Origin of the sequence: Blautia sp. 210820-DFI.6.14 (assembly GCF_020558815.1) — a bacterium.
Taxonomy (GTDB): domain Bacteria; phylum Bacillota; class Clostridia; order Lachnospirales; family Lachnospiraceae; genus Blautia_A; species Blautia_A obeum.
Genome location: NZ_JAJCKS010000020.1, coordinates 18,341 through 43,910 on the forward strand (window position 1 = coordinate 18,341; position 25,570 = coordinate 43,910).

Genomic DNA, 25,570 nt, shown 5'->3' on the forward strand with positions numbered 1-25,570 from the left:
ATTTTTAATTCTTTTTTCTATTATTTTATCATACTATGCCAGTTTTGCAATCCTATTCATCTCTTCTTTTGCATCAATTAATCCCAGATGCGTATATACATTTAACGTAACCCCTATATCAGAATGTCCCATTAAATATTGGAGTGCTTTCGGATTCATTCCAGCTTTCGCCATATTGGAACAATATGTATGCCTACATACATGAGGCGTGATCTTTGGCATTTGTTCCTCATGAGTACGATTATACTTTCCTAACGCCCACTGAAAATGTTTTTCCCAATGAAGTGCTACCTCAGGCATATCTTTTTTATCCAGGAATAAGAATCGACTATATCCATCTATAATCGGCTCAACCCTTACTTTTTTACGGTTTTTCACAATCTGTTCAAAACATTCATAAACTTCATCTGTCATCGGTAACATTCGTGTTCCACTTGAAGTTTTGGTATCTTCAATGACGTACTGCATTCCTCTGGTTCTCTGAAGCTGATGATTCACATTGATTTTTCTCTCCTGAAGATCAATATCTTTCACTGTCAATCCACAAAACTCAGAAATACGAAGTCCAGTCTTAAACAAAATAAACATTCCATTATAGTATTTTGAGTAATGGGCATCATTTCTGATAAACTCCAGAAATAACTCTTCCTGTTCTTTTGTAATTGCCTGTCTTGTAACACTGTCATTTACGACAACTGTACATAATTGAAATTCAAAAGGATTCTTGCGCAGTAAATCATCTTCAACTGCCATCTGAAATGCAGGTCTTACAATTCCACGCACACTGTGAATGGAACTGTATCCTCTTCCATCTGCTTGCAGCTTAATAAACCATGCTTTTGCATCCGACAATTTTATTTTATCTATTCTTCTGGTTCCGAATTCTTCTTTTTTTATTATATTGATCACAAAATCATAGTTCGCCTGAGTATTATGACGAACCCCCTTTTTTTGTCCAATATATTTTTGAACCAAATCCAAAACTGTTAAATTTCCTCCGTAAGGTACTATACCATCATGTAAATCTCTTTGGATATTTTTTTCTTTTTCCCTTAGAGCTAAGCATGGTCTGCATCCAGTTGGCAGAGAATCTGTTGGCTCTAATTTCCAACTATACAAAAACTTCTGCTTTCCATAACAATCTGTATATACAAACGCATATCTTCCATCTTTTCTCTGACTTTCTCCGTTTCGTAAAATTCGACCTTTTTTATCTCGTCGTTTTTGGTCACGTTTTGTTTTACCCAAACGTCTTCGCCCCTTTCTACGAAGAAGCCCTAGCACGATATAGGTATTATATCATACCAGGGCTAACATTTCCACTTTAAAGCGCTAAATTGTTCGTATATTTTTTACAAAGACGTAGTCTGATCCAGAAAGGCCTCAAATTTCTTACGGTTAATCAATGACTTACACCCCACCTGGACTGTAAAGCAACATTCTGAATTTAGATGTTCCGAAATAAGCATCCTTATTTTCTTTTCACCTATTCCGAAATATTGCACTGCTTCATCCACCGTAAGCATATATTTTTCCCAAATTGGAATCTTACCTTTTTCAATTTTAATCGCCACTCTTCTCTCCTCCTTTTCTCTTTGGACAAAACATTTTTATCTGCCCATGACAATTTACAATTTTATACACTGTCATCGGCAGATAAAATTACAATACAGGTGGCAGTTCAGTACTCTGCCCACATCGGTTTTGCACCGTCATTAAATATGACCAGATTTTTTCTGGAAGTATCATTATCACAGATATGCTTCGTCGCCCTGTGCAGCTGCTACACATTTTGTCAAATTCTTCTCGCTCCATACCTTTACTTCAATGTTATATTTCAGCATTTCCTCGTATTTACTCCATTAACAGAGCAGATATATCATGGCGGATTTACCTAGTGGCTCTACATATCTTCACGTCCTGTATGTAAAACAATATACAATTTTCAAGGTACAAAAATTCCTGAAGGGGAAAAGGAATCTATATTAAATACTCCCTTTACTGATTACTTTTCCTTACATATGATTTCGTATCAAATCCCAAGGTCTTAGTAATCAGTTTTGCTTCCAGGCGTTGACGCAGAGTTTCATCTACACAGTAATGCACCTGTCCAAATTCGTCAAACATTTTTCTGGTAGCCAAAACTGTTATGTACCCTTCATAATGCTTCAACACTGCCTGGATTGCCTCAGTATCACCAGTTGATGCTGCCTCAATAACATGGAATGGCAGCAAATCAAATGCGCATTTCTGTTTTTTACTTTTTTTCATTTGCAGATTCCTCCATATTTTTTCTCATCAGTTCCAGTGATCGTCTACGATGCTCATTAATTGTGCTGCGTACAAGATTCATTTCTCTGGCAATGTCTGCATCACTCATATCCATAAAATATGATAATAACACAACATTCCTTTTCTTTTCAGTAAGTGTCTGCAGTGCTTCAGCAATCAATGCATCTTTGACTTCTATGTCGTAACCCAGGACCTGAAAACGATGTGTTTCCATTTCATGCTCATCCATTATAAAAAGTCTGCTCAACTCCTTTTCTGATAATTCTGACAACATCACTTCATACTTCTGGCGATATGCCATATGCTTTTCATAATTAATAACTTCACTTTTCAATGCCAGCTTGCACAGAGAATCAAACTGATGTCTGACTGTCTGCTCATCTTGAAAAGAGGATTGCTCCATAAGAGTTCACCTCCTTCCCCGCCGGTAGGCAATAAGCAAAGTTCTTGCTTCCCCTTCACACATATCCCAAACGGATGAGTGCATTTGTCGGGGTGTGGGAAGAAATTTTTAAAAAATTTCTTAATAAATACGAGAAAATTGTTTTTCCTGTATTTTGAGGTATATAAAAAACGTCCTAATGGGTAGTTTTTAGCCCATCGGACGCTATTTATATCAAAAGATAATATTTTGCCATCATTTTTTGTGGCATATAATTCACTTTTTGAGGTAAAGAAATTTATTTGCTTTTTTGAACTATTTATCTATTTCATCCGTCACGTAATGACGGATATGATACCAGACAATAAAATTCTTAATCTTTCCTATACCTCCGGATCTGTTTTACGGAAATTCAGAATTTTATATGTCTTTTAAAAAGTGAAATATCACCCTCTTTTTTAGTGAAATATTAGTTCATTTTCTTTCAAGAAAGGGAACTATACACTAAACATGGAGGTGTATCATATGCCAAAACAAACAGATAAAGAACTGGGATTGTTTTTTAAGAACGCCCGACACGAGCAAAAATTGACTTATGAAGAATTAGCTGAAAAAGCAGAAATGTCCAGCCGATATTTAAAGGAAATTGAAAATGGGGGCCGAGTTCCGAGTTTTCATAAAATCAGAAAACTGGTACGCGCTTTAAATGTTCCTCCTGAACCATTGTTTTATCCAAACAATCATACAGATAATCTTGATTATCAACGCCTGCTCATGTACCTGTCAAAATGCAACGATGAGCAAATTACCGCTATCCTTGCCATCGTAGAAGCATACCTGCGCACATACAAAATTCCTACAGACCACGATAAACAAGATCCCTGAAATTCATTTGAATTCTATCTGAATTATTCTGAAGAAGCGGTATGGTTTCCCATACCGCCACTCTTAACGTGCATATTTTTCTATCATTCTCTTAACATTCGTGGATTTCTTTATTGCCCCTATATTAATAAGAAACTCAACTACATCCATCATTCCCTGGTAATAAGCCCGCTGCTCCTCTTCATAATGGAAATGTTCTAACTGATCCAGATATTTATTCCAGAAATTCTGCTCACGCTCTGGGATTTTTTCCAGATGTAGTGGCAGCTTCTTTTGTATTTGTTTCAAATTCTTCTCTGCTTCTTTCCATTCTTCCGGCTGTACTGTATATTCTCTTTCTCCGAAGTCACAGCGCAATTCCTCAAATAAATTCGATACTGCTTCATAAAATTCATTCATCTTCTTTCCACCTCTCATTAGAATTATTTCTCATTACAGGCAGCATTATCATTTTCTTATTTCAAAAATCAAATAAACTTTCCAAAAACTTCATCTTTAGAAGTATAGTAACAATATTTTTCCTTAAAATCAATAATAATACTTCATCTTTAGAAACTTTTGAGGATCAGAATGATTATTTATTGGGATAAAAAAACGAACAGTAAAAACAGAATAGGACAACGGGTAAAAGAATTACGAAAGGCTCATAATCTTACTCAGAAAACACTCGCTGCCAAATTACAACTTGCAGGATATGATTTTAATGATCTGGCAATCCTGCGAATTGAACAAGGCACACGTTTCGTTCCCGACTACGAAGTTGTCGCACTGGCCGAAGTATTTAATGTTTCCTGCGAATATCTTCTTGGTCTGACGGACGCTCCTGCAAAATAATTCAATTGTATTGCTGCCCATTCTATGCTAAACTATGGATAGATACTTCTGAACAACATACACTATTTATAAACCGTATGATTGGAGTGATTTCATGGAATTAACAAAAAAAGTCCCTACAACCGATAAAAACCAGGAAAACAATCATCTTCTCCGCATGTTAGACCGGGGAATTGATGATATGGAAGCTGGTCGTGAATTGCCACTGGAAGATGCTTTTCGCAAAATCACAGAATTAAGGGATGCACGAAGAAATGCAAGAATATAAAATTATTTTAACCTGGGAAGCAATTTACGATGTCACAGACATTGCAGATTATATTGAAGAAGAATTCGGCCAGCAACGTGCTGACCGTTTTCAATCTGATCTGAAAGAACAAATGCAGAATTTAGGCCAGTTCAGTACTGCCTTTCCCCGAACTCAAATTCTGTACAGAGGATATTCCATACATAAAAGATCTTTTCCGCCATCTATTATTTTTTATATTATAATGGAAGAAACAAAAGAGATTCATATTCTCCGAGTGCTGCGCCATGAACGAGATTGGGAAAATATCCTGTTGCAAAGATCAACTTATACATATCCAGAATGAATACCTGGGAGCCGATCAGAGATTTTTCTGAAAGGCTTCCTTTTTAATTTTAATTACTTCCCACTGTCAATTAAATCATAACTCATATCCAGAAAATCTAGCGTCTTAGCTTCACTGACAGATTCATCCAAAAGAATCGTAATCCAGTGTCGCTTATTCATATGATACCCCGGTAAAAATCCATACGTTTCAATTAACATCCCAACCAGATCAGGGTCACATTTTACATCCAGGATATTAATTTTTCCATCTTCTTCTAATCCCAGTGTTTTCTTTTCCACTGCCATAATTATAGCATACCATTTTCCATTTTTATGTCGAAGCACCGCAGAATCAGGATCTTTTTTCCATAAATATTCCGGTTCCGTTCCATATTGCTCTTTCACATATTGAAAAATTTCCTCACGTTTCAAATTTATCCCTCACTTACGATTTCTTGCTCTGATTATACGCTATCAGGATTATATTCTCAACCACTTCTCACAGTTCTATTTATGTTTTATAGCTTTTGCATAGCCTGCTTTGCAGGCTACACCCCAAAAGAAGCAAGCACTGCCAGTGTCATGACAACTGGCTCATTTTGTCAAATTCCCTTTCCGGTTCATTCTACCAAAATGTATCAGGGAGTATCCCTGGCCCTCTCATATTTTATAATTTCTTAATTTGACGCTTTCACCCAGTCCTGTTAAAATAACTTACAGATACATCTGTCCAAACCAACAAAAAACCAAGTACCATAACTGTCATAGCCGAACTGGTTAGACAGTTTTTTTGTACTCTTTTTTATAGAAAAAAACGAATTGGAGGATTTCAATGAGCAAACGTACCAGAATTCATCCCGTACAATTTTATTTGAATGATGACGAACAATACATTTTAGAAGAAAAATATCGTCTTTCCAGGATGAAAAGCAAATCTGCCTTTCTACGGAAAATGATCTTATATGGATTTGTATATGAAGTAGACTACTCTCATATCCGAAAAATGAATACCCTGCTGGGCAATATCAGCAGCAATTTGAATCAGATCACCCATCGTATAAACAGTACCAATACAGTTTACCCAAAGGACCTGGACGATATAAAGGAGTTAATGGAAAAAATATGGCAGTTACAAAAATCCATGGTATCAAAACAACCGTTGATAAAGCAATAGAATACATCTGCAATCCAGATAAAACTGGCCAGAATCTATATATTTCTTCCTTTGCCTGCTCTCCCGAAACAGCCGTTCTTGACTTCAAATACACTTTGGATCATACACATGACTGCAGAGATCCGCACAATACAAATAAGGCATTTCATCTGATTCAGGCATTTTCCCCTGGTGAAGTTTCCTATGAAGAAGCCCATCAAATTGGCAAAGAACTTGCGGATCGCTTACTGGAGGGAAAATACTCCTATGTTCTGACAACACACACTGATAAAGGTCATGTACATAACCATTTAATTTTCTGTTCTGCAGATAACATCACTTTTTCTCATTACCATGACTGTAAAAAGAATTACTGGAAAATACGAAATCTCAGCGACACTTTATGCCTGGAACATAACCTGTCCACAATTATGCCAGATGGTAAAAAGGGAATGAAATACAATGAATGGGCTGCAAATAAATCTGAATCCAGTAAAAAAACGCAGCTGCGAAAAGATATCAACCAGACAATCCGGATCGTTTCCACTTATTCAGAATTTCTTACATTTATGGAAGCTAAAGGATATGAAATAAAAAACGCAGAATTTGGCGAAAACAGCAGAAAATACATTACCTTTCGTTCTCCCGATATGTCCCGTCCAGTGCGTGGAAGTGCTAAATCTTTAGGAAAAAACTTTACTAAGGAACGTATCAAAGAACGCATTGAAAATAAACGTCAGAAAGCTATTTTTCCTTCTGTTCATAACAAATTAATAGATACCAATGCTCCCAATATAGCAGGAAACATTGGACTTCAGAAATGGGCAAATAAGGAAAATTTAAAAATTGTCTCTGCTGAATATAACAAGATGTTCACACATAATCTACATAATTTTTCAGAACTTGAAGACCGCATAGCCTTGTTACATATGCAGCAAAAAGAGGTAAATACCTCTGTTGTTTCTCTCGAGTCTCAGATACGCCATCTTCGAGAAATGCTAAAATATGCCGAACAATATCAGAAAAATAAAATTTACGACGACCATTATAAAAGCTCCAAAGATCCAGATCGTTATTTCCGTAAATATGAATCTCAAATTATTCTTTTCGCGGGTGCTGAACATATTTTACAGGAAAATGGTATAAACCTGAAACATCTTAATTCCAATAAGTTGCAAGAGCAAATTGCAGATCTTATTTCCAGAAAAGAATCTCTAAATACTCAATACGTTTCTTTTAAGCAAGAAATAAAAGAGTTGGAATTGATACATCAAAACCTGTCCAAATATCTCAAACAGGATGCTCCTGAAATACAAAGATCTTCTCATAACCAACTCCCTTCTTTGTAAAACCATAATAATAGGCAGCGATTTCACTCGCTGCCTAAATTCCCATTAAACCGATATCCTACACCTCGTACTGTTTGTATATATAATGGTTGTCCAGGATCATCTTCTATTTTTTCTCTGATATTGCAGATATGTCGCATAACCACATTATAATCACCGGAATAAGGTTCATTCCATACCAGATCATAAACCATTTCTTTTCCAAATATTCTACCTGGACTTTTCGCTAAAAAAAGTAAAATATCATATTCATATTTTGAAAGATGAACATCACTATCATTCTTTTTAACAATTCGTTCCTGTAGATATATTTTTAATTCTCCAAACCTTATAATTTCCGGTATGAATTGGTTTTTATGTTCCCAGCTAGTCAATATGTTTTCACTTATGCTTCCATTAGCATCTGTGATTCTCTCAATAATTTCTACCTTTTTCACCTTTATTGCCTCTACATTATTAATTTTATATTCTATATATCATCTGCCATTTGACTTTTTTCTTCTACAAGTAATATAATATATTTATTACATATGTAGGATTTAGCAGGAGGATTTTATTATGTCACTACCCCAGATTTCAGAAGCCGAATTTGAAGTTATGAAAATTGTATGGAAATATGCTCCCATCAATACAAATGAAATTACAGAAAAACTTACTCTAACTATCAGCTGGAGTCCAAAAACAATTCAAACTCTTATCAAGAGACTTGTTTCCAAAAAAGCTCTTTCCTACGAAAAACAAAGCCGGGTATTTGTCTATACTCCATTAGTCCAAGAAGATGAATATATACGCCAGGAAAGCAATTCTTTTTTAAAGCGATATTATAATGGAAATCTTTCTTCTATGCTGGCTTCTTACCTTGAAGACGATAAGCTCTCTTCAACAGAAATTGATAACTTACGCCATTTATTATCAAAACATCAGAAATAGGAGGTTTTCAATGAGCAACTGGATCATCCACTTTTTAATCAGTAATATCTTCATATGTATTTTTACACTTGTAATAATCGGAACAAAAAAACTTCTGAAAAAATATTTATCTGCGGCTACACAGTACCATCTCTGTTTTCTTTTATTTTTATTACTTGCCGTGCCATTTTTTCCTGTACAGATTCATGGCTCACAACTTTTTTCATGGTTACATTTTTTTCAAACTGACTCAGGACTTAACTCTGGTACCGACACGCTATCCGAACTTACCAGTAATACACAAAATATTTTGTTAAACCAGGTGAATGATTTTTCAGTTTCCATCAGTAGTCAATTTTCTGGAGGCTTGAATACCATACTCTTTCTAATATGGATAACGGGTGTTATGATTATGTCAGTCCTCACCCTTCATTCATTAAACTATGTACGTTCCATAAAAAGATCTGCTCTCCCGCTTCAAAATCAGCAGGTAAAAACTATTTATTACAATTGTTTAAAGGAACTTAAAATCTCTTACCCAGTATCAGTCTACAGTACTGCATTTTTAAAATCACCAGTTTTAATCGGAATAATACATCCCAGGATTTACATTCCCATCCATTTAATTTCCGAACTGAATCCTGATGATATGCGTTTTATGCTGCTACACGAATTACAGCATTACCGTCACAAAGATACATTTATTGGCTTCCTCATGGTCATAAGTAATATACTCTACTGGTTTAACCCTTTTGTTTGGTACACTTTAAAAGAAATTTTCTGTGACCGTGAAATAGCCTGTGATTCTGCTGTATTGCAGATGATTTCTGCTGATGAATACCAAGCTTATGGAACTACACTGATTAATTTTGCAGAAAAAATATCCTCTTTTTCCTCTCCACTGGCAGTTGGAATGTCCGGAAATTTCAGGCAGATGAAACGACGTATTCTCAACATCGCCGTTTTTAGGAAAGAAACTCTTTATCAAAAAATGAGAGCATTGATAATTTATCTGGTCATTAGTGCTGTTTTTATTGGATGTACACCCATTTTATCCATTGATGCCTCTACTCAAAGCGTATATCATTTTAGTGATACAGACAAAAATATCTCCCTGTTAGATATATCCGAAACATTTGGAACATATGATGGATCATTTGTTTTGTATGACAATAATTTGGATTCCTGGAAAATATACGATCTTGAAGAAGCCACCAAACGTATTCCGCCAGAGTCTACCTACAAAATATACGATGCATTATTAGGGTTGGAATCCGGAATCATCACACCAGAACACTCTTCCATGACATGGAATGGTGATGCCTTTCCTTTTCCATCCTGGGAAGCTGATCAGGATTTAAACTCTGCTATGCAAAATTCCGTTAACTGGTATTTCCAGGCAATTGATTCGCAGCTCGGAATTAACAGAGTCCAGGAATTTTTGAATAAAATAGAATATGGAAACCAGACAACCAGTTCAAATCTGGATTTATACTGGTCCGATTTTTCATTAAAAATCTCGCCTTTAGAGCAAGTAACATTATTGAAAAAATTTAACACAAATGAATTCCATCTAAATTCCCAAAATGTATTTTCTGTTAAAAATGCTATAAAAATTGCCAGTACACCTAATGGTAATTTCTACGGAAAAACTGGAACCGGTCGTGTCAACGGACAGGATATCAACGGCTGGTTTATCGGATATGTAGAAACTTCCGATAACAGCTATTATTTTGCAACCAATATCCAAAGTGATTCTAATGCAACTGGCAAAAAGGCATTTGAAATCACTTCTGATATCTTAAAAAAATTACATATATGGAATTAACAAATATGAAAGGGCTGATAGTTGTTATCAGTTCTTTCTTTTTATTCTATATTGATATTTGGGAATTTCTTTCGTACCATTATTCAGAATTTTATTCCCCATATATTTAAAACTCTTATCATCGTTGAACTTAACAGTCAGCTCACTTGTAATAACGGCATCATTACATATAAATGTATCACATACAGCATCAACAACCAGCACATTGTTTCCCTCTCCGCTATCTCTTATTTCAACGACCTCCGGTAAAGATGTTCCAAAGCTATAATTAAAACAACCAAATTGTTCCCAGTCATAAGTTTGATGTTCCGAATCAAATACTGCCCATTTTTTAATTTGCTCCGCTGTTATCGGCAAAAACTCCATTATCAGATTTTCAAACTCTTCTGCCGGAATTCCACTTGAGTTACCTGAAAACTCATATCTCTCCCCGTATTTCATTCGATATAAATATTCATATAAACCATTATAATCTAACCCTTCCATATCAGATCTATCCCAATCAGAACATAAAAGATTATTCCCCTGATATCCAAGCCAATACACACACCTCTTTGAAACTTCCCTGCATTCATCACTTAAAGGTTTAATTCTTATCATAGAACTGCCATCAACCGCTTCTGATACTTCCGGATATTTTGGAACACATAGCGTATAACCAAACCAGCCTTTTTCTGTATATTTCCATTCTTCTATCCTTGTATACGAAACATATACAATAGATGGATTGTCGTTCATACCCCAAACAACTTTCGCAGCCAGCAAATACATATCTGTCCCATCATAATTGAATTTGAGTCTTTCTATCCCACCATCCCTGTTAATCCTATATAAGACGATATCTCCTGGCAGATCCTGTTCTGCCCTGAAAAGAAATTCTTCCATTTTAGAATAATTAGCCATATTTGAATACGGCGCTGATGTAATAACAGGGACATTTTTTTCCTTTAATACTTCCTGCATTTCTTCCATTACTGTCTCAGAAACTACTACATTCGATGAAGTTCCTTTATCCGCCTTTTGATAAATGGCTTTCATCTGATTCATAACATTCTTACAATCTTCAATAGCTTCTTCTTTCACGACTTCATCTACTGGCAAATCATATCCTCTTTCTTGTACAGCATAATTCGCAGTTTCCTGTGAAATATATTCTAAATCAGCCCCTTTACATTTTGTATTTCCTATGAAAAAGCATCCCAAAATAAATAAAACACTCACCATCTTTTTCAGTTTTCTTTTTGTACTCATATCAATTATCTCCATAACATTCCTCCCACTTTTCGTCTGATAATCTTTCCGTATACCAGGTAACCTCTATTTCTGACCTTGATACATAATTGGATACATATTGAAATCTATCTTTATCTAACAGCCGAATGGTTACGCTATGACAAAACGCCTGATCTAATTCTTTTTGTGGCCATACCGCATTTACTTCCAGTGTTATTGTTCCATCTTGATTTTCTATGTAGGAAACAACTTCCGGATATGGAATATATGGTGTGGGAGCAAAATCATATACGATTCCTCTGGTTCGATACCGATATGTCTGTGTTTCCGTGTGAAATACCGTTCCTGTCTGCAGTATCTCTGCGCTTATATTAAAATATTTTTGAAATATCGCTTCAAATGATTCTTTTGGGATTTCATAAGTCTTTCCTTCCTTAAATTCATCAGCTTTTTCTTCCATTGAAAGTAAACGGTCAAAAACATCATAAAAATTTATTCCATCATAATTTTTTTCACTCCAATTAGAAGTAAACAATTTATTAAGTGTATATCCAAAAGGAAGTATATATTTTCGATTCAGCTCCCTGCATTTTTTATTTAACGGCACTACCCGAAAGGCCCGATATCCAGACGGTCCATCATATCCAGCCGGATGATATTCTTCCATAAAGAAATACCCGTTTTCTGTATATTTCCATGAATTAGCTCTAAACTCATGATAATATGTTTCCTGCCAAGTATCCTCTTTCCATTTAAAAGAGCTTACTTCAACGTCTATTTTCCCCTGTTTGGTTTTCAGATCATACCGAATAAAATGATCCCCTGCTATAACTTGAAATATAGTAGTTTTTCCATTTTTCTCTTTTTCTGCTTTTTTCAAAAAATCATCTACTTTAATACTTTGAACCATATCCAGCTGATTGTAGGAATCAATTACTGCATATCCATATTTTCCAAAATAATCCATACTTTTTTGTATTGTACTCAGCTCATATAGTGCATTTTCTTTCACAGCATTCTCATATATGCTCTGATAGCCTTCTGCTAGCATTTCACACTCTCTGTAAATTTTTTCTTTCGTATCTTCAATTGTCTTTTTCTGCTCTTTCTTTATGCCACATCCACTACAGACAGCAAGAAAAATAACTCCCACAAATATTTTCCAAATTTTTTTCATATCATTTTCCTCTTACATTTGTAATATTTAAAGGTAAAAATTATTCATTACCAAGATATTCATCCAGTATCGCCTTATCCTTTTCCACCACATAACCGCTTCCTCCAATATCTTTCACATTCTCTACCATACTGATGAGCAAAATAGGATTCTTTGCATCTCTATCTGTAGTAAAAACTGTAAACCAGCCAATTTCTGTTCCAGATGTATCTTCTTTTGTAGCTTTCAGTTCCGCTGTTCCGGTTTTTCCTGCTAATCTAATGTCTTCCCGGCATGCTCCATAACCAGTTCCTTCCGGGTTATTCACTACACCCTCTAACCCCTCCATAACCTCCGAAACAATTTGTGGTGAAAAAGCATCTTTTATCCAGATTTCACCGGAAGTGCTTCCACCATCCGCGTGAAGATATGGCTTTATCATATTTCCATCATTTAGAAAAGCCGTATAAATGCTTGCAAGATGCAAAGGATTTACCAGAATCTGTCCCTGTCCATACCCACTGTCAGCAAGCTGGATTTCTGTTTCTGTCTTGTCCGTATTAGAATATTGGGACTCTGACATTTTAATATCAAATGGAAGTTCCTGATTAAATCCTATTTGATTTAGAGACTGCATCAGTTGATCCGCACCAATTTTTAATGCTGCTTTTGCAAAATAAATATTATCTGAATAAATAAGCGCATTTTTCAAGATCACAGGTGCATAATCATGAAGTGTAGTCACTGTATAATCTCCCCACGAGGAATCTTTCTGCCACGCCAGACCCTCATTTCCAAAATCGTCATTTGCAGTAAATGCCCCCACTTTTAATCCAATTGCAGCAATTACAGATTTAAAAGTTGAGCCAGGACACCATGTCTGGCGAAAGCGGTTGTATAAAGGCCTGTCTTCATTTTCATTTAATGCACTCCACTGGCTGTTGTCCATTCCACGTACAAAATCATTATTATCATAAGATGGCGTACTTACCAACGCCAGTACTTCCCCTGTATAAGGATTCAAGGCTACAGAACATCCTCTGTCTTCTTTAAATTGTTCATAAAGAGTACTTTGAAGATCGCCATCAATCGTAGTATGGATATCTTCTCCATCTTTTTTAGGCTCATATGCAATAACACTTTTTTTATTTCCATTTGCATCTACAATACAGATCTCACACCCATCTGTCCCTTTTAGTTCTTTTTCATAAAGCGTTTCCAGTCCCGTCTTTCCAATCACACTGTTTGTACGATACCCTTCCCCTTTATGTTCCTGCAAATCCTCGGCTGTAACCGCCTGTACATACCCTACCAGATGAGAGGCAGCTTCTTTTAGATAATAAGTTCGTACTTTTACATCAGATAACATAATACCTGGAATCTTCAATAATGTGTCCTGCTTTTCTTTTTCTTCCAGAACAGTTTCATCCGGATTCACTGTCAGAAGATCGACCTCTTGTATTTTAGGAATTGTTGCTACTGGTACAAAAGAATCTGCTTTTACCCAATCGGCTTTTAACTTATCCTCAATTTCGTCTGCTCCAATTCCAAGATACTCTGCCAGTTTTTTTATTGTATCTTCTCTGTTCTCCATCCTGCCCGGAACAATTCCTACCGAAGATGCAGTTCCCTCTCCAGCCAACTGACGACCATTTCTGTCTAAAATATCTCCTCTCTTTGCCTCTTCTGACGTTACCTGAACTTTATCCGTTGCAGATAACTCTGGAAAAATCAACTGATCCTGCCAGATTAAATGATATCCTGTCCAATCATGTGAAAATACCGCATCGTTGGTAAATTCTACATTTCCTGCAGCAGTCTGCATATTTGTTGTATAGGAAACCGCCGCATTTCCGTTTTCTTGTCTTTTTACTGTAATATCAGTTATGGACAGATCAGACATCTCAATGCCTTCATATATTTTAGAATTTCGTTCTATAAATTCTTCCTTACTGTTCATGCTGCTTTTTTTCTGATCCAGCATGGCATACATTTGCTCATATTCCCCTTTTTCAATATATTTCATATATTCCATTAGTCTTTTTTCAGGAACATTACAATTCATTATTGTTACAATACCGATTTCACCACCAATCAATATACCGCTAAATAAAACTATTTTTGTGATAATCTTCGTGTGTTTTTTTCTTTTCTTTTTTCTCATATAGTTTTATTTCTCCTTTTTTCATATTTTCTTAAATATTACACTTGTAATATTTAAACGTCAAGCTTTTTCTTAGGTTTATATATGTAAACAAAAGAAAAGATTTGGATAAAAAAGAAAGGGCATCTCAAAGCTTCTTTGATAAAGAACTTTACGACACCCTGAGGTAATGGTTTCTCCGGATGTTTCCCAAACGCTATAATCACTCTCCAGAAGAACCAAAAACGATTTTTAATTTTCTCTCAGAAAAAAAGAACTACTCTAAATCTGCTGATCTTTGAAATAACCCTGCTCGTTTCTTATAATCACAAACATATTCAGACAACACATTCTTTGCTGGCAGATTATTATAGCAGAAAACGCAACAAATCCCTTTATTAACTTTTGTTCCATATATTTCCTGTACCAATCCTATTGTTTCATCATCTGAACAAAAGCTCTTCGGAATCTCCCTACAATCCCTGATAATAACTCAAATCTGTTTACTATGTCCTCTCTGTCAGTATACAAGCCAGCTAATCTCTTTATTATAGTATCTAAATACTTCTTCCCAATTCCACTACTCAAAATTTCTTCAGTCACTGTTTCTGTAGATGTGTTTTTATATCAGCCAGAGTTTCCCTGGCTGAATTCTTCCAATATATACCTGTTAACACTTCTCAATGCTGACACTTTTTCCTTCGCTTCTCATCTTTCACCTGCTATACTGCACTCTGGCTTGAATTCATTCCCCCTCTTCCAGTTCCGATTTATAATCTTCCAAGTCCATAAGAAAAATCTCATAGCCTTCATCACTCATGCAGAACAGCTTTCTTATGGTATTGCAGACCAGCCCGATCATATCCGCATCCCCTTTCAGAAATGGAATGATATGGTCGATAGCTTCCATCGTATCATTTCGGTTGCCTTTATCAAACATTGCGGTCACTAAGCATTCATCTGTATCAAAGTTCATTGCCAGATTCATCATAATTCTACATTCCCCTTCGTATGTGCTTTGGATTTTTCAGTTGCCATTTCTTTCTGCTCCTGTGCTTTTGCTCTTGCCTGGAACTCTTTTAACGACTGCAGCACGGATTTTTTCAGTTCCCCTTTTCCACCCTTTGCAGGCTCTTTGTTTTGTTCCCGGTTCGGTTCTACTGATACGGATTCTTTCTTGAATGGTGTTTCTGAAACTTTCTGTTTCACTTCCACGGTCTGTTCTGCCTCCTGCACTTTTCCATGTTTCTCATTCAGATACTTTTCCATGTCATTGATTGCTTTCTGTACCAATGGGCTTTCCTTATAATGTGGAATCATATCAATCAGATCCCTGTCTATCCTGTCTCCACTCATGAGTCCATATTCCCCGGAATAATCTTCATCACCATCTTGCAGATCAAATCCGATTCCTTTAATCCCATGCAGTCTCTCTGCTGGGATACTCTCATATATTTTAATGGCTTCTTCTAAAGTGAGGTTATTATGGTACTCTCCCATGACCGGAAACTCCATGCACTCTGCGACATAAAAACTGATCGTGGCTTCTGGCTGTTCCTGCTCTGGCTGTTTGTCAAAGATAGAAAATCTCTCTGCGTCCTCCAAACGGGAAAGTAAAGAACGGGCAATTATAACATCGCTGTCTATATCGGATTCTTCAGATACTTCAACCAGCCAGTCCTTTAAACACTCTGTTTTCTTATTCAGAATGTCCTCTGTGATTTTCTCCACCTGTTCTTCCCTGTTCTCAACGGTATCTTTATATTCGTAAGTGTCATATTCATAGCTGAAATTATCTAAATCCACCGCCAGCTTTTTAATCTCCTGCTGATCAAGGTAAGCATCTGCTTCCTTCATATATTCTGCCAGAGTGATTCTTTTTTCTGCGATAGGATTGATGTCCACCTTAATGCCTGCCATTGCTATACCATGAGCATTTAATTCATTGAAGAAACTGTCTTCACGGATATTGCCACGATAAGAAAGCACTACATCAAGGTCAGAATCTTCCCGGTAGAGGTCTTGTCTGCTTCTGGAACCATACACTCTTGCAGCAAGCAGCTCTACCTCCTGTTCCATTCCCATATCTTCTAATACTGCCTGTGCATGATACAGGACACCTCTTTCAACTTCTGCCCTGCTCAGGCTATTTAATGCCAGTTCATTTCTTCCAATCTCAGAAGTCGCACGAAGTTCCCCCTCCTGCAATAAATCCTTAGAGTGCTGGATCGTCATTTCTTCAAATTCTTTATAATCCACTTTGACACATTCCAGGTCATCCATTCTTTCACTTTTAAGGATTTCATAAGCAGCTTCCTGAATGGATGCGTCTGGATTATCGTAATCACCACTCTGGATTTCATGCAGATCAGAGTCATAAAAAATAAACGAATATCCTTCTTCTGTTGCCTGTATGGTCAGATACCCTTTACTCCTGATAAACTGCATTGCGATTCCTTCATAGGTTTGCATTGCTTCTTCCCTGCGAAATCCTTCAAAAATACTTGCTGGGCAGTTTTTTTCTAATTGTATCCGCTGCATCTGTTCTTCCTGAACTTCTTCCACATCTGCCATCAGTTCTTCATAATCCACTACTTTTGCGTCTTCCAATGAGTACCCTTTATCTTCCAAAATATCACTGGCAGCTTCATCTACATAAATTGTCGGATTGTCATAGATTCCTCCATCATCCTCCTGATAATCTTCATTGTAAAATGTATAATCATAGCCATCTTCAGCAGTCTGGATTGTAAAGTATTGTTTTCCAATCTGATATGCAATCTGTACCTCATTCCAGTCCAGCATATTTTCCATTTTATTTACCGCTTCATATATTTCCGGATTCAGCCACCCTCCGATCTGTTCATATGCATGGGTCAGCTGATCTATTCCGTTTTCACATCGGATAAAATCCATGCTTTCCTGCATTGTTTCCGTATTCTGGATACCAAGCACTTTTTCCTGATGATTTGGCAGGCGTAAATATTCCTGCATCGCTTCATCCAGTGATTCATACCGGTTTACTTTTACTACACCCTCTGCATTTACATCTTCCATCACATAAAAATTATCAACGTAATGAATCTCTGGCATTTTCAACTTTATGCCTTCTGGCAGCTGCACCTCACTGACTGCATGGAAATTAAACCGGACATCCGTTCCAGATTCATTTTTTCCTGCCATCGTTTCTTCCCAGGTATCTTTCTGTACTGCCTGTATTTCTTCGATTGTAAGTGTCTGTCCACTCCGCAGGGTTACAACAGAATCTTTCGGGAATTCCGTCAAGTCATAAAGTGTTGTTCCATTTTCCTGCAAATATTCTGATACAGCTTCTAACGCTCCTGCATCAAACCCATTCCATAAATCCTCCGCTACAAGCTGTCCATTTTCTGCTACGATAATCCCTGCCACATCGGAGCCAAATTCATCATGTTCCATTAAGAAGAACTTCTCCCCCGCATATTTCTTTTCATCAACCGTATGCCATGTCCCGTTATGTCCTTCTGCTTCATATCCTCTTGTCTCTGCCGCGATTGTCACTTCGTTTTCTCCTATCGCCTGTTCTATCCTCTGCATCCGGATCTCAGCTCTTGCCATGTCGATAAACCCATCTAAAACTGCCGGGTGGCTTTCGATCACATAATCCAGGTTTAGATTTCTACCCTGGCTGACATTTTCCGGGACTTCGATATGCTCCGCCCAGTCTTTGTTCTGTCTGGAAAATCTTCCATCATGGGAAAGTTCACGGATAGTATTTGCCATAACAAAATTCATACGTTCTTCCCCGAAGCGTTCCACGACTTCTTTTGCCGCATCCTGCTTTAAGTGCAGCCCGTCAAAATTCTCCCGGATGGCTTCTTCGATTGCTTTCTTACAGTCCAGGTTTAACTTTCTGGAATCCAGATAAGCATCCACATCCCGTTCTCCCATTGCCTGTTCCAATGTTCCTTTATAAACTGGCGGATATGCCCTGACGGAATTATGTTCCAGTATGTTCATTCTCTGCTGGACAAACTCCGGAAGTTTCTGAAATCCAAAAGAATCTACATAATAGGCTGTGATCTCTGCACCCCTGTTTATCACGATCACATCACTTACCGATAAGGAATGACCACGGAAATCTTCCGGTCGGTCAATGTTAAAGCGTTCAAATATATTGTCTAACGTGATCGTTGGCATCCACGGTGCTGCATAAACCATTCGGTAATCCTTTCCGTCAATGGTATAGCCCAGACTCTTTGCGGATTCTATTCCCATAAACTGATAAGTATGCTCATCTCCACTATCCATCTGATAAATAGCAAACCTTCTGCTTTCTCCATGCAGAAGAAGTGTCTCATCAATCTTTTCTGCACTGTCCTGTTCCAGTTTTTCCTGTCTGGCGGCAGCTGCTTCTCTTTCTTTATGTACTTCCCATTCTGCTTCCGTGATACCAAAAATACCGTCATGTCCCAGGATTGCATTTTCTGTTTCTGCAAGAATCTGTCCTGCCTGCTCTGGATTGTCTGGATTTCCATGTAAGAGAAAAACTTCCGCACCCTCACGATACAATTCTACTGCCCTGTTTTTTTCAAGAGGATACATGTGTTCCAGTCGGATTCCTGCTTCGTGCATTTCTGTAAAACCGATCACGCCATCTGGGAAATTGTCAATCTGTGCCTGTGTTTCATTCATAAGGCTTCTCGTATATTCACTTCCCGGTCTGCGGATTGCAGTCATCATACGGTTCACCAGTCCAAGCACTTCGTCTTTGTCGTCCATCTTATATGCAAAATTCACAATAAGATTTCTCTGACTATCCGTAAAATTTCCCCTACTTGCATCCTCTGCCGCTTCGATCAGCCGGTGGGCATACTGCATAGCTGTTTCTTCTATATTTTCAAGACTTGCATCTTCGATTGGTCTTTCCATTTCCAGCTCGTGTATCTGTGTTTCGATATTCCCAATGACTTCCGCAGACGTTTTCCGGATAGTATCCATAGATGCTCGAAGTGCTTTCATATCCTTGCTCTCACACCAGCTGGCGATATAGGTAAACGAATATTCTGAAGTATCCAGACCAAAATGATTGCAGACAATATAAGCAATACTTTCTGCTTCCACTTCCTTTGTTGTCTGGTCTTTTAAGACTCCTTCCGCATCCATTACCTCCCGGTCATGCAGCAATGCGTGGCTCACCTCATGGACTCCGGTTTTCATGGTCTGGAGATTGCTCATATCTTCCTGAATTGCGATATACTTTTCTGTCTGATGGTAATACCCCTTTGCTTCCCCTTCTATCTGCATCATGCGGATTGGCACAGGGGAAATGTTCTGCAATGCTTCCATGAACGTGTCATAAAACTGTACGCTCCCGGTAAGTTCCGGTACTTCCAGTTCTGCAATCGGCTCTCCCTCTGTCTGGCTGACATCAAATACTGTTGTCACACGAAACCTTGGAATAACCATCTCCACAATCTCTGTTTCCGGCTGACCGTCATCCCCGATCACTGGCTCTTTTGTTACAGGGTCAATCTTTTCAATCTCCTTTTTCTCACGGATGGGTGCCGGTGCGATGATCTGGATTCCTTTTTCCCCTCTCTTTACATGGCGGTTAAACTTCTTCTGCCACGCCTGATACCCTGCCACCAGAGTAGCCTCCGGTTTCTGCATGGTGATCAGAAGGGTGTTATTAAAACTGTAATTATGGAACTTGGACATGGTATTCAGATATTCTGTATATCTCTCCGAAGTAAAGATTTCTTTTACTCCCTGCTCCAGCCGTTCCGATATTTCTTTTAACTGTTTTTCTATATTATTTGCCATAAACAAACCCTCCATTTTATGTCCCCGCCAGAGAAAACTCTGACGGGAAATCTTTTATAACTCCTGTTCGTGTTTTTTCTTTGCAGTTTTCTGTACAGGTGGCTGTTCCGCCGTATTCTGCTGTGCCTTCTCCTGCTTTAAGCGTTCCAGAATAGATGGCTTATGGATTCTGTCTGCTGTTTCCGGAAGTTCTTTTTCTTCTACAGCATCCCTGCTATCTGTGCTGCTTCCTTCTCTGCCAATATCTTCATCTGCCATAATCGTCTCATTGCCCTTTTCATCCATGTTCAGCAACGCATTTAACTCGGATAACCGTTCCATCTTTTCATTCAGCTCTGCTTCTTTCGGGAATGGTTTCTTTACCTCTTCCTGTGCAGTCGCAAGCTGCTGTTGTACGGTTTCCAGTTTCTGTTCGCTTTCCGTCAGCTTCCTGTCAATGGAAGAAAGGGTGTTATGGATACGCTGCATATTTCCTACCGGGTCTTTTCCGATCTCCAGTTTATAAGAGCATTTTCCTTTGACCGTCAGCTCAAACGCATTGGAGAACATATTGTAGGAAGCAGATAACGTAAACCCATGATATTCCCCGACCTTTCCGCCGGTGCTAACGGTTTTTAGTCCTGCACAGGCAGCAATCAATGCCTCGCCTGCTTCTTTCTTATCTTCATAAAGGACATTTCCTACTGTCATGGCAAATGTGTCATTATCCTGTAAATCCACGCTTTTTACTACCTGCGAATCCACCTGCATCCCGGCAATCCGCTCTTTCAATGCACTGATCTGTACCGGGAAATTCTTTGCAATATCGGATTCCAGACGGTAAATCTGACTGGTATGGTTTGCCTTTAAGAGTTTCAGCTTACTTACCTGCACATCCAGATCCATTTTTTCCTTAATGTACGGATTGCCTGTAGCAAGTGCCTTGATCTCTGCATAGGACAGTGCCGTATCATCCACATCTTCACAAGCCCTGACCGGGGATTTACTGGTCATGATCTGACTGATGAACTTCTGCTTATTCTCCAAAATCTGCCACATATACGCATCAAAAGTGTTCTCCGTCACATACCGGAATATCTTTACTTTGTCATTCTGGTTTCCCTGTCTTAAAATACGTCCCTCCTGCTGTTCCAGATCAGACGGCTTCCACGGACAGTCAAGGTGATGCAGAGCAATGAGCCTGTCTTGCACGTTGGTACCAGCACCGAGTTTCGGTGTAGAACCCATGAGGATTCTCACCTGTCCGGCCCGCACCTTTGCAAACAAATCTGCTTTCTTTGTCTCCGTGTTGTATTCATGGATAAACGCAATCTCTTCTTTCGGGATTCCCCTGGCAACCAGTTTGTTTCGGACATCATCATATACATTGAAAGTCCCATCCCCTTTTGGAGTAGACAAGTCACAGAAGATCAGCTGTGTTGTCCGATCTGCTTTTCCCTCGTCCCATACCTGAAAAGCATTTTCCACACAGGTATTGACCTTGCTTTTTTCTGCATCCGGAAGGAGTTCATTTAATAGCCTCTGATCCAATGCACATTTTCTTCCGTCATTGGTAATCTTGAGCATGTTGTCCACCGTTGGATTCACAAGACCGGCTCTTACTTCTTCCGCACGTTCCGAAAAGGCACTGACCATTTCCTGCTGTTCTTCACTTGGTTTTAAGACTTCATTGATAAACTCTGCTTCCGGTACAGGAAGATTCAGCATATCCGATGTCTGAATATCCGCAGCTTCCTTAAAAATGGAGATCAGCTCTGGAAGATTAAAAAAACGGGCAAACCGTGTTTTCGCACGATAGCCCGTTCCTTCCGGTGATAATTCGATTGCGGTTACTGTCTCCCCAAACGTTGCCGCCCAGGAATCAAAGTGTCCCATACCCATACGCATGAGTGTGTCATACTGGAGATAACGCATGATAGTGTAAAGCTCGGTCATACTATTTGATACAGGAGTACCTGTAGCAAAGGTGATTCCTCTGCCGCCGGTCAGTTCATCCATATACCGGCATTTCATAAACATATCCGAACTTTTCTGTGCATCCGTCTGTGAGATACCCGCCACATTCCGCATTTTTGTATACAAAAAAAGGTTCTTAAAACTATGGCTCTCATCCACAAACAGCCGGTCTACACCCAACTGCTCAAAAGTTACTACATCATCCTTTCTGGTCTGGTCATTGAGTTTCTTCATCCTCGCCTGAAGACTCTTCTTTGTTTTTTCCAACTGCTTGATGGTATAATTCTGCCCTGCCTGATGTGCCGCTTCTTCAATGGAAAACGTAATATCTGCGATCTGATCTTCCAGCATGGCAATCTGCCGTTCTCTTGAAAGAGGGATTTTCTCAAACTGCGTATGGCCGATGATCACGGCATCATAATCCCCTGTCGCAATACGGGAACAGAACCGTTTTCGGTTTGCCGGCTCAAAGTCTTTCTTCGTTGCCACCAGGATATTTGCTCCCGGATAGAGACGTAGGAAATCACTGCCCCACTGCTCGGTCAGATGGTTTGGCACAACATAAAGATTCTTTTGTGAGAGTCCCAGCCGTTTTGATTCCATACCGGCTGCAATCATCTGGAACGTCTTTCCTGCTCCTACGCAATGAGCCAGTAACGTATTATTTCCATACAGCACATGAGCCACTGCGTTTTTCTGATGCGGCATCAAGGTGATCTCCGGGTTCATGCCGACAAACTGAATATGGCTTCCATCATATTCCCGTGGACGGATGCTGTTAAATCGTTCATTATAAATTTTACAGAGATCTTCCCGTCGGTGCAGGTCTTTAAATATCCACTCCTTAAATTCCTCTTTGATCAGCTCCTGCTTCTGCTGTGCCAGCATCGTTTCCTTCCGATTTAATTCCCGGTGTTCCCCATCGGCATCCTGTACCGTGTCATAAATCTTGGTATCTCTAAGGTTTAAGGCATCTTCCAAAAGGCGGTAGGCATTGGCTCTCTGTGTTCCATATGTGGAAGTAACAAGGGCATTTCCGTAGCTGTCCACATTTTTTCCCATAACATTCCACTGTCCGGTCACTTCGGCATACTGGACTTTGACCTTGCTCCCTACATAATATCTTGGTGTATGGAATGTTTCTGCCATGAACCGTGTAATGTAATCCTCGGAGATCCAGGTTGCCCCAAGTCTTGCTTCAATCTCTGATGCATCCAGATCTTTTGGCTGTACCTGCTCCAAATACTGCACATTCACCTGATATTCCGGGTGATCTTCTGCAAACTGTTTTGCGATCTGCAGTTTCTCCCTCACATTTCCAGAAAGATATTCGTCCGACGGCTCCCATTTTTCACCGATCGGATTCTTAAAGATCACCCCTGCCAGTTCTTCTGTAAGCTCCTCTTCTGTTTTCCCTGAAAGCTGTGCCATATAGGAAAGGTCAACGCCTGCCCTCTCACCAATGCAAACCGCAAGTGCTTCACTGGCAGTATCCACGGAAGTTACCGTTTCTGCCCTGCGGATCGTCCTTTTGGTAAAAATATCCGCTTTCCGTTTCAGTTCTCCCTTATCATCCAGAAATTCCAGAGAAGTCAAAAGACAATAGCTGCTGTCCTGACTGAATGCCCTCTTATTGGCATTGCTGCTGATAAGACCATATTTTGCTGTAAAGATATCATATTCTTCATTGAGTTTTTCCTGCAGCTTTGTGACCTGCTCATCGCTTCCCTCTTCCATCTGATACCGGATCAGTTCATTCGTAACATCACGGATCTTCACCATCCCTTTGACACGTTCCGCTGTCATTGCCGGAAGCTCCATGCGGTTCATCACAGAATTTTCCCGGTAATAGACTTCCTCATTCACTACGGAAAAACTGAAATTCTTTACATCCGGGTCTGCCGGGATAGAGACAACATCCTCTTCTAACTCTGTATCCGAAAGTTCCAGTTCCGTGATCGTGCCATGGATATTCTGGACGGCTTCCTTTAATTGTTCTTCTAATGTAATGCCTTCTTTTGGTTTTACGGTCACTTCCTGCTTTCCGTACTGGGTACTTTCTGTAGTAAAATCACCAAGCACCATTTCCGGATGCTCTGCAAAATAAGCATTGACCGAATAGCCTTCCGGTGTTTCCTTTAGATTTAACCATTCCGGTTCCTCAATGGATGCCCTGTCCCTTTTCTGGAAAAACAAAATATCAGAAACAACGCTGGTATTGGCATTTCTCTGGAACGCATTATTCGGTAATCGGATGGCTCCAAGCAGTTCTGCCCGGTTTGCGATATACTGTCTCACTGCTGGGTTCTGCTTATCCATCGTTCCACTGGAAGTTACCACTGCAACTACGCCGCCCGGACGAACCAGATCAAGGGATTTTGCAATAAAATAATCATGGATCATAAAATGATGGCGGTCATACCTGCGGTCACTGACCTGATACGCTCCAAACGGAACATTGCCTATCACACAGTCGAAAAAGCTGTCCGGATAACTGGTTTCCTCAAATCCCTGCACGGCAATCTTATTTTTCTGGTAAAGCTGTTTTGCGATCCTTCCCGAAACCGGGTCGAGTTCTACACCGTACATATTGGTTTTGCTCATACTCTCCGGGATCATTCCCATAAAGTTACCGACACCACAGGACGGCTCCAGGATATTTCCCTGTTTCAGTCCCATATTTTCCAGTGCTTCATACATGCTTCGGATCACGGTCGGGGATGTATAAAAAGCATTTAGGGTCGATGCCCTTGCTGCACTGTATTCTTCTGGTGATAAGGTATTCTTTAATTCCAGATACTCATTCGCCCAGCTGCTGTTACTCTCCTCAAATGCCTGTGGGATACCACCCCAGCCAACATAACGGGATAAGATTTCCTGCTCTTCGGGTGTTGCCAAACGTTCTTCTTTCTCCAAAGTCTGTAACAAATGGATGGCTTCCATATTTGCCTTATACTTTGCCTTCGGACCGCCTGCACCAAGATCATTATCCTGGATACGGAAGTTGTGTAGTTCTAACACAGCTTTTTCCTGTTCCTGACTTTCCGGAATATCTTCTTTGGCAGTAACCT

20 protein-coding genes and 1 pseudogene are annotated in these 25,570 nt (G+C 39.0%); 8 read left to right on the forward strand and 13 right to left on the reverse strand.

Translation table 11 applies throughout. The features are described from left to right. Positions 1-33 precede the first annotated feature (33 nt). From LI112_RS13160 to LI112_RS13175, 4 genes are all read right to left on the reverse strand, one after another. Entirely contained in the window at positions 34-1,248 is a 1,215-nt protein-coding gene (locus tag LI112_RS13160) for a site-specific integrase (RefSeq protein ID WP_195656017.1), read from the reverse strand. A gap of 104 nt (positions 1,249-1,352) precedes the next feature. Continuing rightward, positions 1,353-1,574, reverse strand: coding sequence for an excisionase (locus LI112_RS13165; RefSeq protein ID WP_021650362.1), 222 nt, complete (start codon positions 1,572-1,574; stop codon positions 1,353-1,355). Between the two features lie 424 nt (positions 1,575-1,998). After that, positions 1,999-2,271, reverse strand: coding sequence for a helix-turn-helix domain-containing protein (locus LI112_RS13170; protein ID WP_015541278.1), 273 nt, complete (start codon positions 2,269-2,271; stop codon positions 1,999-2,001). Beyond that, positions 2,258-2,695 (reverse strand): RNA polymerase sigma factor, encoded by a 438-nt coding sequence (locus LI112_RS13175; protein ID WP_005426505.1) that lies wholly within the window; start codon positions 2,693-2,695, stop codon positions 2,258-2,260. The genes LI112_RS13170 and LI112_RS13175 overlap by 14 nt, the downstream gene beginning before the upstream one ends. Before the next feature lie 504 nt (positions 2,696-3,199). Between LI112_RS13175 and LI112_RS13180 the strand changes: the two genes are divergently transcribed. After that, on the forward strand, positions 3,200-3,559 hold the full coding sequence (locus tag LI112_RS13180; protein WP_015524620.1) for a helix-turn-helix domain-containing protein: 360 nt from the start codon (positions 3,200-3,202) through the stop codon (positions 3,557-3,559). A 63-nt stretch (positions 3,560-3,622) separates the two neighbouring features. Here the strand turns inward: LI112_RS13180 and LI112_RS13185 are convergent, their stop codons facing one another. Beyond that, positions 3,623-3,958, reverse strand: a complete 336-nt coding sequence (locus LI112_RS13185; RefSeq protein WP_022214380.1) for a hypothetical protein — start codon at positions 3,956-3,958, stop codon at positions 3,623-3,625. 171 nt (positions 3,959-4,129) lie between these two features. On the opposite strand from LI112_RS13185, the gene LI112_RS13190 reads away from it, so the two are divergent. The 3 genes from LI112_RS13190 (at position 4,130) to LI112_RS13200 (ending at position 4,986) form a co-directional block, all read left to right on the forward strand. Further along, positions 4,130-4,393: a helix-turn-helix domain-containing protein gene (locus LI112_RS13190; protein ID WP_015541275.1), complete on the forward strand. Its 264-nt coding sequence runs from the start codon at positions 4,130-4,132 to the stop codon at positions 4,391-4,393. Between the two features lie 94 nt (positions 4,394-4,487). Then, a complete protein-coding gene (locus tag LI112_RS13195) occupies positions 4,488-4,661 on the forward strand; it encodes a hypothetical protein (RefSeq protein WP_005426514.1) in 174 nt (57 codons plus the stop codon). Further along, positions 4,648-4,986: a type II toxin-antitoxin system RelE/ParE family toxin gene (locus LI112_RS13200; RefSeq protein ID WP_019162149.1), complete on the forward strand. Its 339-nt coding sequence runs from the start codon at positions 4,648-4,650 to the stop codon at positions 4,984-4,986. The genes LI112_RS13195 and LI112_RS13200 overlap by 14 nt, the downstream gene beginning before the upstream one ends. 53 nt (positions 4,987-5,039) lie before the next feature. Here the strand turns inward: LI112_RS13200 and LI112_RS13205 are convergent, their stop codons facing one another. Beyond that, the gene (locus tag LI112_RS13205; RefSeq protein ID WP_138277361.1) at positions 5,040-5,399 is read right to left on the reverse strand and encodes an MmcQ/YjbR family DNA-binding protein; all 360 of its coding nucleotides are present in this window, start codon (positions 5,397-5,399) and stop codon (positions 5,040-5,042) included. Positions 5,400-5,799: 400 nt separating this feature from the next. Here LI112_RS13205 and mobC point away from each other — a divergent pair, with 400 nt between their 5' ends. After that, positions 5,800-6,141: a plasmid mobilization relaxosome protein MobC gene (gene mobC / locus LI112_RS18535; protein WP_005426517.1), complete on the forward strand. Its 342-nt coding sequence runs from the start codon at positions 5,800-5,802 to the stop codon at positions 6,139-6,141. Further along, positions 6,090-7,469, forward strand: a complete 1,380-nt coding sequence (locus LI112_RS13215; RefSeq protein WP_138277360.1) for a relaxase/mobilization nuclease domain-containing protein — start codon at positions 6,090-6,092, stop codon at positions 7,467-7,469. The genes mobC and LI112_RS13215 overlap by 52 nt, the downstream gene beginning before the upstream one ends. Before the next feature lie 23 nt (positions 7,470-7,492). On the opposite strand, the gene LI112_RS13220 is transcribed toward LI112_RS13215, so the two are convergent. Next, positions 7,493-7,906 carry a response regulator transcription factor gene (locus LI112_RS13220; RefSeq protein ID WP_138277359.1) on the reverse strand — a complete coding sequence of 138 codons (414 nt, stop codon included), beginning with the start codon at positions 7,904-7,906 and terminating at the stop codon, positions 7,493-7,495. Between the two features lie 118 nt (positions 7,907-8,024). Here LI112_RS13220 and LI112_RS13225 point away from each other — a divergent pair, with 118 nt between their 5' ends. After that, positions 8,025-8,399: a BlaI/MecI/CopY family transcriptional regulator gene (locus LI112_RS13225; protein ID WP_138277358.1), complete on the forward strand. Its 375-nt coding sequence runs from the start codon at positions 8,025-8,027 to the stop codon at positions 8,397-8,399. Between the two features lie 10 nt (positions 8,400-8,409). Next, complete coding sequence (locus LI112_RS13230) at positions 8,410-10,206, forward strand: BlaR1 family beta-lactam sensor/signal transducer (RefSeq protein ID WP_138277357.1); 1,797 nt, start codon at positions 8,410-8,412, stop codon at positions 10,204-10,206. 27 nt (positions 10,207-10,233) lie between these two features. Here the strand turns inward: LI112_RS13230 and LI112_RS13235 are convergent, their stop codons facing one another. From LI112_RS13235 to LI112_RS18540, 6 genes and pseudogenes are all read right to left on the reverse strand, one after another. Next, the gene (locus LI112_RS13235) at positions 10,234-11,472 is read right to left on the reverse strand and encodes a DUF6070 family protein (RefSeq protein ID WP_138277356.1); all 1,239 of its coding nucleotides are present in this window, start codon (positions 11,470-11,472) and stop codon (positions 10,234-10,236) included. Then, positions 11,459-12,616, reverse strand: a complete 1,158-nt coding sequence (locus LI112_RS13240; RefSeq protein ID WP_118012902.1) for a DUF6070 family protein — start codon at positions 12,614-12,616, stop codon at positions 11,459-11,461. The genes LI112_RS13235 and LI112_RS13240 overlap by 14 nt, the downstream gene beginning before the upstream one ends. A gap of 40 nt (positions 12,617-12,656) precedes the next feature. Then, on the reverse strand, positions 12,657-14,759 hold the full coding sequence (locus tag LI112_RS13245) for a penicillin-binding transpeptidase domain-containing protein (RefSeq protein WP_138277355.1): 2,103 nt from the start codon (positions 14,757-14,759) through the stop codon (positions 12,657-12,659). A 724-nt stretch (positions 14,760-15,483) separates the two neighbouring features. Beyond that, positions 15,484-15,729 (reverse strand): transposon-transfer assisting family protein, encoded by a 246-nt coding sequence (locus LI112_RS13250; protein ID WP_227190861.1) that lies wholly within the window; start codon positions 15,727-15,729, stop codon positions 15,484-15,486. Beyond that, positions 15,726-20,543: a DUF3849 domain-containing protein gene (locus tag LI112_RS13255; RefSeq protein WP_227190862.1), complete on the reverse strand. Its 4,818-nt coding sequence runs from the start codon at positions 20,541-20,543 to the stop codon at positions 15,726-15,728. Before LI112_RS13255 ends, LI112_RS13250 begins: the two co-directional genes overlap by 4 nt. A gap of 54 nt (positions 20,544-20,597) precedes the next feature. Continuing rightward, positions 20,598-25,505, reverse strand: a pseudogene (locus LI112_RS18540) (SNF2-related protein); the annotation flags it as partial. Positions 25,506-25,570 lie beyond the last annotated feature (65 nt).